At 67.7% G+C, this 8,339-nt stretch carries 7 protein-coding genes and 2 pseudogenes; 3 read left to right on the top strand and 6 right to left on the bottom strand.

Annotation, left to right across the window (positions count from 1 at the left end; genetic code table 11):
- Nucleotides 1-118 precede the first annotated feature (118 nt).
- Nucleotides 119-457: a hypothetical protein gene (locus AB0958_RS43555; RefSeq protein ID WP_366896027.1), complete on the bottom strand. Its 339-nt coding sequence runs from the start codon at nucleotides 455-457 to the stop codon at nucleotides 119-121.
- A gap of 623 nt (nucleotides 458-1,080) precedes the next feature.
- Nucleotides 1,081-2,277, bottom strand: coding sequence for an NAD(P)/FAD-dependent oxidoreductase (locus AB0958_RS43550; protein ID WP_366896026.1), 1,197 nt, complete (start codon nucleotides 2,275-2,277; stop codon nucleotides 1,081-1,083).
- A 288-nt stretch (nucleotides 2,278-2,565) separates the two neighbouring features.
- On the opposite strand from AB0958_RS43550, the gene AB0958_RS43545 reads away from it, so the two are divergent.
- Both AB0958_RS43545 and AB0958_RS43540 read left to right on the top strand, forming a co-directional pair.
- Nucleotides 2,566-3,201: an ABC transporter ATP-binding protein gene (locus tag AB0958_RS43545; RefSeq protein WP_366896025.1), complete on the top strand. Its 636-nt coding sequence runs from the start codon at nucleotides 2,566-2,568 to the stop codon at nucleotides 3,199-3,201.
- The gene (locus AB0958_RS43540) at nucleotides 3,198-3,989 is read left to right on the top strand and encodes a hypothetical protein (RefSeq protein ID WP_366896024.1); all 792 of its coding nucleotides are present in this window, start codon (nucleotides 3,198-3,200) and stop codon (nucleotides 3,987-3,989) included. Before AB0958_RS43545 ends, AB0958_RS43540 begins: the two co-directional genes overlap by 4 nt.
- Nucleotides 3,990-4,332: 343 nt before the next feature.
- Here AB0958_RS43540 and AB0958_RS43535 read toward each other — a convergent pair whose 3' ends face one another.
- Nucleotides 4,333-4,812 (bottom strand): hypothetical protein, encoded by a 480-nt coding sequence (locus AB0958_RS43535; RefSeq protein ID WP_366896023.1) that lies wholly within the window; start codon nucleotides 4,810-4,812, stop codon nucleotides 4,333-4,335.
- Between the two features lie 1,249 nt (nucleotides 4,813-6,061).
- Here AB0958_RS43535 and AB0958_RS43530 point away from each other — a divergent pair.
- Nucleotides 6,062-6,412, top strand: coding sequence for a hypothetical protein (locus AB0958_RS43530; RefSeq protein WP_044472854.1), 351 nt, complete (start codon nucleotides 6,062-6,064; stop codon nucleotides 6,410-6,412).
- Between the two features lie 135 nt (nucleotides 6,413-6,547).
- Here AB0958_RS43530 and istB read toward each other — a convergent pair.
- The 3 genes and pseudogenes from istB to AB0958_RS43515 all read right to left on the bottom strand — a co-directional run.
- Nucleotides 6,548-7,303, bottom strand: a pseudogene (istB, locus tag AB0958_RS43525) (IS21-like element helper ATPase IstB).
- 5 nt (nucleotides 7,304-7,308) lie between these two features.
- Complete coding sequence (locus AB0958_RS43520; protein ID WP_366896028.1) at nucleotides 7,309-8,118, bottom strand: hypothetical protein; 810 nt, start codon at nucleotides 8,116-8,118, stop codon at nucleotides 7,309-7,311.
- Nucleotides 8,119-8,162: 44 nt separating this feature from the next.
- Nucleotides 8,163-8,339, bottom strand: a pseudogene (locus AB0958_RS43515) (transposase); the annotation flags it as partial.

Genomic DNA, 8,339 nt, shown 5'->3' with positions numbered 1-8,339 from the left:
CGGACGCAAACGCTGGACCATGCGCTGGAAGGCCGCACTCCAAGCCTTCGACATCACCTTCGACGGCCGGCTCACCGCCGGACGCCACTGAACAAAACCGACCGAGTTCCACCGTTCGCTACACAGACCCCATCCCGGGATGGATGGAAACCGTTCCACGCGGCGCCCAGCCAGGCTCTGCCCACAGTTGGAACTGCTGGTTCGTGGCGCTCGGACTGCACGGCGACAGGGTGACAATCCGCAGGCCATAGCGGTCCCAGTCGCCACCGACATGGGGCTTCGGGCTGCGGGTCCAGCAGGTTTTCTTGGTGGTGCTCTGAAGGCTGTAGTACCTGCCATTCTCTCGCGGGGTGAAGGTCCAGCTTCTGTCCATCGAGCCTGGCCAGTACGAATCGGTGAACGCGGCGAGCACCACGCCGGCGTTGCCGTAGGTGCCGATGTGCCGGTCGGTGCTCACGCTGCGAACTTCGCCGGTGCCGCCGGACGGATCAGCCGAGGCGGACGCGGCAGCACCCAGAACACCGCTCAGCGTGGCACACACCGTAGCTGCAGCGACCGCCGCACGGCGCCACAGTCGATGGCTCGGGGAAACCATCGACGGGGCCCCATGGCGCGGTAAAGCAGAACGCACGACATTCCCTTTCGGTTGATTACGCCAAAGCAGACAGCACCCCCTACGCGATGCAAATGACATACATGCTCATGAGGGGTGGCCGCCGCCCGATCACGAAGGAGTCTCATACTCACCCGGCATACCGTCCCTGCAGCCCGCGAGCCAGTGTCCTCCTCCACATGCGGAGACATTGCAAGGCGGACGAGGCCAGCACGCGACGTGCGGGGTGCATGAGGATTCCATACCCCAGATGCGGCGGGGCCGAATGGTCGGCCCTGTAGCCGGTGAAAGAGCCGGTGCCTACTCCTGCCTGGCCCGCTCGACCACACGCCCGTTATCTGCCCAGGCATCCCATCGGACGACTTCCGCGGAGCCCTGTGCTCTCCGCCGAAACATCCATGCTTGCCACCGCGGCGTCCAATCGCCCTGCAGGGCAAACGCTGAAAGGTCAGGCTTCCGAAACTCTGTCAGCTCGGAGCATTCCCCCGAGGGGCGAGAAGGGTCGATCGGGCCTTCTCACGGCGAACAGCGTGGGCGATGGCGCGCGCCTCGATGCCCGCCTGGCGGAGAACCCCTGTGAGGGGATTGATGTAGCCGGCGAAATACAGGTGGGGGGCTTCGGGATGGGTTTCCGACCCTACGACGAGGGGGCGCCCGTCCTCGTCGAGTACGCCCAGTGAACCCACCAGGTCGTACAAGTTGGTCCGGTACCCGGTGGCGGCGATGACCGTGTTGGGCCGCACTCGGGTACCGTCGGCCAGTACTACGTCGGGCCCGTCGAATCGGCGGACGGCCGGGACCGGCTCGACTCGCCCGGACCGCACGGCGTCCACGAAGCCGTGGTCGAGCACCGGGTTGACTCCCTCGCGGGCGTTACGCGTGTACAGGCCCGTGCGGGGCCGGGGCAGTCCCCGTGAGGTCAGGTCGGGCACCGCGACACGTTGCGTGAGCAGGGAGGTGCGGTCACGCCACGCCAGCGGGAGGGCTTCCGTCAGCCGGCCGATCGCGTGCCATCGGGCGCTGGAGCGGGGCAGGATGTTGGGCGGGGTACGGACTGAGATCTGTACCCGTGCGGCTCCGGCCCCGGCGAGGACGGCGGCGATCTCGGTACCGCTGTTGCCGGCGCCGACCACCAGGACGTGCTGCCCGCGGTAAGGCGCCGGAGAGCGGTAGCGGGCCGAGTGCAGCAGCGTGCCGGTGAAGGTGGCGCGCCCCGGCCAGTGGGGGACGTGCGGGGCGTGGCAGCGGCCGGTGGCCACCACGACCGCGTCGGTGGGGACGGGGCCGTCCGGGGTGCAGACCAGCCAGCGTGCGTCCGAGCCGGGCCCGGTCCGCTGGATGCGCAGCACCGGCGTGGTGAGCCGGACGTCGAGCCGGTGGTGGGCGGCGTAGCTCTCCAAATAGCGCACGTAGTCGTCGCGGCTCACCCACGGGCCGGCCTGGCGCGGCACCGGGAGGCCGGGGAGTTTCGAGGTGCCGGGGGTGGTGTGCAGGCGCAGGTGGTCGTATCGCTGCGCCCAGCTGTTTCCTACTCGGTCCGACCTTTCGAGGATCACGGTCGGTACGTCGAAGCGTTTGAGTAGCGCGGCGGCCGCCAGGCCGTGGGGGCCGGCTCCGATCACGATCGTGGGAGCGCTGAAGTCTCGCTGTGGTGTCGGGGGCATCGATTCCTACAACGGCGGACCGCGGCGCACGTCACGCCCCACTGGCGGGTGTGGAACATCGAGCCAGCGCCGTTACACCCGCCGGTATGCAGTCGTTGGGCATCGGGCGGCAGCGCGCCGCCTCGCATGGCCGGTCCGGCACGCCAGGCCGGACCGTCCGGGCCGGAATGGCTGAGCCGTCATGAGCCGGTCAGGCCGGCGGACGTGAGCCTGCGCCGCCCCGGCCTCTGTGGCGGGCTTCTCTGCGGGGCGGCTCGCTCCACCTGCCCGATCATTCGAGGGGGTCATGTGCAGGAAGTAGCCACGCGACACCGGCCACGGCTGCGGATCAGCGGAGTCTGCAAGGCGTACGGCCGCAGGCAGGTCCTGCGCGACGTGGACCTTGACGTGCCCGCCGGGACGCTCGTCGGAGTCGTCGGCGAGAACGGCGCGGGAAAGAGCACTCTGCTTCGGGTCGCCGTAGGACACCTCGCACCCGACCGCGGAACGGTGACACGGACCGGGGCCGTGGGGTACTGCCCACAACGGGCCGTGCTGAACGACGCGTTCACCGTCGGACAGCATCTGCGGCTGTTCAAGACGGCCTACCGGCTGCCGACACTGGAACGCGCCTACGAGCTGATGGAACTACTGGCGCTGACCGACTGCCGACGACAGCAGGTCGGCGAACTCAGCGGCGGAACACGCCAGAAGCTGAACCTGCTGATCGCTCTCATACACGATCCTCAGCTGCTGGTCCTGGACGAGCCCTACCAAGGCTTCGACTGGGACACCCATCAGCGGTTCTGGACCCTGGCCGCCGACCTGCGTGACCGAGGCCGGTCGATCATTGTGGTGTCCCACCTGCTGCACGACCTGCACCACTTCGACGCGATCGCTCACCTGCGCCACGGCCGTCTGCACTTCGAGGAGAACGACCGATGAGGCTCTCCTGGACGGCATTCACTCAACTGCTGCGCTGCACTCTGCTGGGCCACCTGCGTAACCGGCTGGCCCTGGTTCTGGCGGTCGCGTTCATCCCCGTCTGGATCACCGTGGCACGCCTGTGCACCTCCGACCGACTGGTGCGCATTTCGCTGGACACCATCAGCGCCCCCGTCTCCGCCCCGGCCGGCCAAGTAGGGCAAGTGGCCAGTGCGCTGGGCGCCGTCACCATGGTCGCGGGATTCATCACCTTCACCGAGACGTTCCTGTCCCGGCAGTTGGACCGCCGTCTGCTGCTGGTCGGCTATCCCCGGCTGCCGATGCTGCTGGCGAAGCTCGTCGCCGTCGCCCTCACCGCCGCCGTACTGGCGTGCTACACCACGATCCTGCTGTGCATCTCCCTGCCTGTACGCCACGCGGCACCCCTGGCGCTGGCCCTTGTCGGCGCCGGCCTCGCCTACGGCGGCATCGGTCTCCTGCTCGGCTCTCTCGTCCGCGGCGAGCTGGAGGGCTTCTTCCTCATCATCATGCTCAGCCTGGTCGACACCGGCCTGCAGAATCCCGTCTTCAACACGCTGATGGACGTGGCGGGCGTGTCCGCGCTTCCCCTGTACGGCGTGACCCAGCTGGCACTGTGCTCAGCCCTCACCCCGCACATCCCCTGGTCCGACGGCCTGCTCACCCTCACCTGGTCCGCGGCAACCGGCGCCCTGGCGCTGCTCGTCCTCCACCTCCAGCGCCCTTCCCGCTCCCCGTTGACGCGCAAGGCGAGGGCCCTGACGGTGTGATCACGGCGAGCGTGGGACTCCTCCTTCCGGGCCTGCACTGATCGTTGGAAGTACGTCGAGCCAGGGGGAGATCATCATCCACCTGTCCGGATCAGCGGCTGCGACCGGTGCGTCTCGGCCCGCCAGCGTCTCGTCAGCTACGCGACGACGACTTGGCTTCAGGCCCGCGGGGTGTTGGCGAGGAAACCGGAGCAGCGCTTTTCGAGGCCATCCTCCGAGCCGCCGACATCGCCTGCCCTGACTGCCTGCTGGATGTGACCGCATGACAGGGCCGCCCTCCGACGGGAGGGCGGCCCTGTCATGCGCGTCTGCCGTGGATGTCTTCGAAGCGTGCTGGGGGCTGTCAGTCCTGGTCTTCTGACGAGGGGTAGATCCGCCACAGCTGGGAGAGGTTGGGGCCGCCCCACATGCGGGTCAGGCCGACCAGCCGGTCGTTGCCCTGGAGGTGATCGGCGATGGCCAGGGCGTAGCGCGGGTGCACGACCGAGACCAGGTAGAAGTCGTTGCCTCGCTCCGCATGCGCAACGAGCCGCCAGTGCTGGTTGAGGCTGTCGGTGCTTTCCCGCAAGGTCACGATGTCGGACGGATTGGCTCCGGCGGTGAGGCAGCGGTGGTTGGCGTACGACTCGATGCGCACGGTGCCGCCCGTGTTCTGCCGCAGGAACCACCGATGAGAGGTGTTGTCCTTGGCGAAAGGGTCCTGTGCCCAGGTCTGGGTGTGGTTGCCGACGCCGTCGTGCCAGTCGTTGCACATGAAGTAGGTGCCGGTGACGTGGTGGGTCATCGTCACCGGTCCGCCCGCGAGCAGTACGAGGTCCGTCACGGCAGTGCTCCTCCGCCTCGAGTTCGTCACAGGGACGGGCGCCCCTTGCGACCCAGCGTAAGGAACGGCTCGCTGTTCAACAGGACGGTCAACCGGTCGTCTGCCGAGGCCAGACCCTGTCCGGGAGCTCCCGAACAGGCGGACGGCCTTACTCGGACTATGTGACCGAGCGTCACTCACATGCGTAACGGCCGGCGCAGTGTGGGAGTAGGACAGCGGCCTTTTCGAACAGGCAAAGGGGCCGGCACACTGCGGGCGAGGGCGGCAAGAACGAGAAAAGGGCAGCTGTCTCTCCAGGTCGGCTGTCTCGTTTCGGATGTCGCTGATCAGGCTAGCCCGTCCGTCGGCCCGCCTGCTTTCCGCAGCCGGGTCTTCGCCCAGCCGCAGATGGGCAGCACGCGACTTCATGACCCTCGCGCCGGACCACGTAGCCTCTCCAACCGCCGTCAGCGCAACAACCCGGAACGCCTGGGCAGTGGGGCGTCCTTCGCGGCCCTGTGCGGCGTCAGCCCAGTCGAGCGTTCCCCGGGCAGCCGGCAGCACCGTCGCCTCAACTGGGGCAGCGACCGACAAGCGAACGGGGCCCCTGCACCAGATCGTGCGGACCGCCTGCGGGCAGAACCCGGTGCGAGACAGTCCGCAACCTCAAGCGCTACGCGGCCCGGGATGTTTTCCACCTGGATCGCATCGAAGCAATGACCCTGGCCCGCCCAGCAGCGGTCACGCCCGTCCCTCTGACCTGCATGGACGGCCGAGTCGTTCACGCGAACGGCCTAGCTGTCCACGCCTGAACAGGCGCCCATCCCCCGTTCGGAGCAGTCTGGAGCAGCAGGAGTAGTCACCTGTGTCACCGCTTCCCCGGGAGGCGTCATGGCCGTGATCGTTCTGATTCTGCCGGTACTGCTCGGGTTCATGCTGTTCGGGTTGGACGCTCTGGAGCATGCCTTGTTCACCGAGGCGGAGCACTCCCGCAACCCTGAAGGAGCAAACCCCCGAAGCCCACACAGCTGCGGCGCCGATACGGACCGACCGATCTCTGAGCCGTCGGATGTGAGGTGAGCTGACCTGGGCGGTCGCAGACGTTGCTCCCGGATCGAGGACCGGCTGCCTGTGGACGATCACTTAATTCCCCAGGGCTAACTTCACGTAATTCCCCGGGTGGCCGTCCGCCCTCGCAGCGGCCTCGGTGCTTCAGGCGGCAGTTTTGCGCCTCGGGAACCAGCTAAGGCGGCTGATCGTCTTCCCGGACATGCCTTCCGTTCTCATTCTTGGAGTCGATCCGAACACAGTGCCTGGCATGGACGGGGACGTGATCCGCGCTGCTCTCGACCAGGAACTGGCACGTTTCGGTGACTATGCCATCGATGCATCCATGACGCTGATTGCGCTGGACGAGTCAGCAGAGCCCGCGATGATCGCGGCACTGTCCGAGCGTGATTGGGACGTCGTCGTCATCGGCGGCGGGATCCGCAAGCCGGAACCTCTTCTGCCGCTCTTCGAGCAGGTCGTGAACCTGGTCCGACGGCATGCGCGGAAGGCTGCGATCGCGTTCAACACCAGCGGTGGCGACAGTGTCGAAGCAGCCAAGCGGTGGCTGTGAACCCGGGCTGGCCTGGTCAGCCGTGCCCACCCAGGAGGTAGTCCTCGGCCGTCGCCCCTCCTGCTAGCACGTCAACCCCGGTGCGGGGGAGGGAGTTTGTGCCGCAGGAGGGAACGCGGACAACTGGGCGGGGCGTCAGGTGGCCGACGGCTTGTCGGTGGGTCCCTTCGGTCGTTTGTTGGGGCGGTAGCTGGGACCGTTCATGATGACTTGGTGGCTGGCGTTGATGAGCCGGTCCAGGAGCGACTCGGCGACGACCGGGTTGGGGAAGAGCGGATACCAGTCGCTGGGCGCCCGGTTGCTGGTGATGATCAAGGACCGGCCTTGCCTCTCGGAGACGAGTTCGTAGAGGTCATCGGCCTGGGACGGGGACAGCTGGCGCATCGCGAAGTCGTCGAGGATGAGCATGTCGGGGCGGATGAGTTCGCGCATGCGCTTGTCTCAGGTGCGGTCCGCGTGGCCGCCGGCGAGCTCGGCCAGGATGCGGCTGGTTTTGGCGAAGCGGGCGTTGGCGCCCTGGCGGACGGCCTGGTGGCCGAGGGCCTGGGCGACGTGTGTCTTCCCGACCCCGACGGGGCCGAACAGAATGACGGACTCGCCGGAGTGGAGCCAGCGCAGGGCCGCGAGATCACGGATCTGGGCGGCGGGCAGCTTCGGGGAGGCGTTGAAGTCGAAACCCTCCAAGGTGGCCTGTTGCTCGAACTTCGCTCTGCGCAGGCGCCGTTCGAGGGCGACGGACTCGCGGCGGGTGATCTCGTCCTGGCAGAGGACCTGGAGGAAGTCGAGGTGGCCGAGTTCGCCCTTCTGGACCTGGGGGAGTCGGGCGTCGAGCGTTTCCAGCATCCCCGAAAGCCGCAGGGTTTTGAGCGAGTCACGCAGGGCGGTGGTCATCACACTCATCGTTCGGCTTCCTCGGCGTCACCGCGGTCCTGGTCGTCGTGGACGTCGCCGGGCATCTGAGTGGGGACGGCGGCGAACAGGCCCTCGGGACCGTGCAGGAAGGCCGCGGCTCCGGCGTCGCCGGTCTCCGGTTCCGGATCGGTCTCGGTGCCGGCGACCAGGATCCCCTTGACGGTGCGGTAGGACGGGTCGCCGGCCGTGATCGCCTTTCTGCAGGCGGCCTCCAGACGGGCGTCGCCGTACTTCTTGCGCAGTCCGAGTACTCCCTGGGCCGCGCGGAGCCGGTATGGAGCGTTGACCTCCAGCAGCTGATCGATCACCTCGCGGCACGCATCGCCGACCTGCGGGGCTTGGCCGCGGCACCAGATCGGCGTCCGTATCTGGAAGGCGATCTTCTCGGGCGGGTAGTCGTTCTTGCCGGTGCGTTTGCCCAGCTCCAGGGCGGCGTGGGTCTTGACCAGCGTGCCCTCGTGGAAGATCTGGACCATGGTGGCGGTGGAGCGGACATCGTCCCGGCGGCCGATGAGTTTCCAGGGCACCGAGTAGAGCGTGCGGCCGACCTTTACGTGAATGTCCGGCCCCACCAGGGCAGTTGACCATCTCGCCAGCACGAACGGCGTCTCGGGCAGCGGCAGGAGGGCCTCGGCCTCCACCGCCTCGAACACCGACAGCGGCTTCGCGCCGCCCAGCGGCCGGCACTGCCGCTGGCCTGCGACATTCGTTGCCCAGAGCAGGGCCTCGGCCTGCATGTGCTCCAGTGAGGTGAACGTCCGTCCGCTCCAGAACGAGTCGCGGACATAGGGCATGGGCCGCTCCACTCTGGGCTAGGACGCGTAACGAAAGCTGTTCCCAGCGGGTGCACGACACAGGTCTGGACGATCGTCGCAGGCCAGACGGTGTTCACGGCGTCCGGGAGGCCGGTCAGGCCGTCGCAGACCAGCATCAGGACATCGGCCGCGCCGCGGTTCTTGATCTCGGTCAGGACCTGGAGCCAGTACTTCGCACCTTCACCGCCGTCGCCGATCCA

Source organism: Streptomyces sp. NPDC006655 (assembly GCF_040703965.1).
In the GTDB taxonomy this organism is placed as follows: Bacteria; Actinomycetota; Actinomycetes; order Streptomycetales; family Streptomycetaceae; genus Streptomyces.
Note: the sequence above shows the minus strand (reverse complement) of the source record. Positions and strands in the feature narration are given on the sequence as shown.